Here is a 1,374-nt window from a genome sequence, read left to right as displayed (position 1 = left end):
TGTCCGCGCGCTGTCGCACCTGCCGACTGCGCCCGGGTACAACGCGGCCGAAGGGGCCAAGATCTTCGCCGAGAACTGCGTGGCCTGTCATGGCGAGAACGGCAAGGGCAATCCGGAGGTCGGCTCCAAGGATCTCACGGCGAATATCTGGCTCTATGGCGGTGACGAGGCGACCCTGATCGAGACCATCACCAACGGCCGTGGCGGCGTAATGCCGGCCTGGGACGGGCGGCTTGATCCGGTGACGCTGAAGGCAATGGCGGTTTACGTCCACTCGCTGGGTGGAGGCAAGTGACGGCCGCGGGGCGCGCAAAGCGACAAGCAAACCGAAGGGAAAGCCGGAGTCGTTTGAGCTGGGTCAACCACGCCGCGGGCGCCTGCCTTAGGTTTGATTTGAGATGCGAGACTAGCAACCAGCCATGAACAAGCCCGTGCCGCCCGAACAGCTGCAATACGACAATGACGGGCCGCTTTATGCCGCTCGTAAGAAGGTCTATCCGCAGAGCGTCCACGGCACATTCCGCCGCATCAAATGGACGCTGATGGCGTTGTGCCTCGGCGTCTACTATTTCCTGCCCTTCGTGCGCTGGAACCGCGGCCTCGGCGCACCGAGCCAGGCCGTGCTGATCGATTTCCCGAACCGTCGCTTCTATTTCTTCTTCATCGAGCTGTGGCCGCAGGAGATCTATTACTTCACCGGCCTTCTGATCATTGCCGCCGTCATGCTGTTCCTGATGAACGCCGTCGGTGGCCGCATCTGGTGCGGCTATCTGTGTCCGCAGACGGTCTGGACCGATCTGTTCTACGCCGTCGAGCGCTTTGTCGAGGGCGACCGCCGCGAGCGAATGAAGAAGGACGCCGCGGCCCATCAATGGACCGCAAAGCGCATCTCCGAGGTCGCGCTCAAGCACACGATCTGGCTCATGATCGCCTGGTGGACCGGCGGCGCCTGGGTGCTTTATTTCTCGGACGCGCCGACGCTGGTGAAAGATCTTGCCACCTTCCAGGCCCCGCCGATCGCCTATGTGTGGATCGGCATCCTGACCGCGACGACTTATCTGCTCGCCGGCTACATGCGCGAGCAGGTCTGTACCTATATGTGCCCTTGGCCGCGCATCCAGGCATCCCTGACCGATGAATGGGCGCTCAACGTCACCTATCGCTATGACCGTGGCGAGAAGCGTACCTCGGTCAAGAAAGCCGCCGATCTGCGCGCGCTCGGCGAGCATGTCGGCGATTGCGTCGACTGCTATCAATGCGTCGCGGTCTGCCCGACCGGCATCGACATCCGCGACGGCGCCCAGCTGGAATGCATCCAGTGCGGGCTGTGCATCGATGCCTGCGACACCGTGATGAAGAAGATCGGTCGGCCGA

2 protein-coding genes are annotated in these 1,374 nt (G+C 62.6%); both read left to right on the top strand.

Going from position 1 to position 1,374, the window contains the following annotated elements; all coding sequences use genetic code 11:
• Positions 1-295 (top strand): c-type cytochrome (locus A3AI_RS0141905; RefSeq protein ID WP_024521136.1); only part of this gene is annotated, 295 nt, incomplete at its 5' end.
• A 124-nt stretch (positions 296-419) separates the two neighbouring features.
• The coding region (ccoG, locus tag A3AI_RS0141900) for a cytochrome c oxidase accessory protein CcoG (protein WP_024521135.1) at positions 420-1,374 on the top strand (955 nt) is incomplete at its 3' end.

This window comes from Bradyrhizobium sp. Tv2a-2 (assembly GCF_000472425.1).
GTDB lineage: Bacteria > Pseudomonadota > Alphaproteobacteria > Rhizobiales > Xanthobacteraceae > Bradyrhizobium.
The sequence above is the reverse complement of the archived record's forward strand: the minus strand, read 5'-3'. Positions and strand labels throughout refer to the sequence as shown.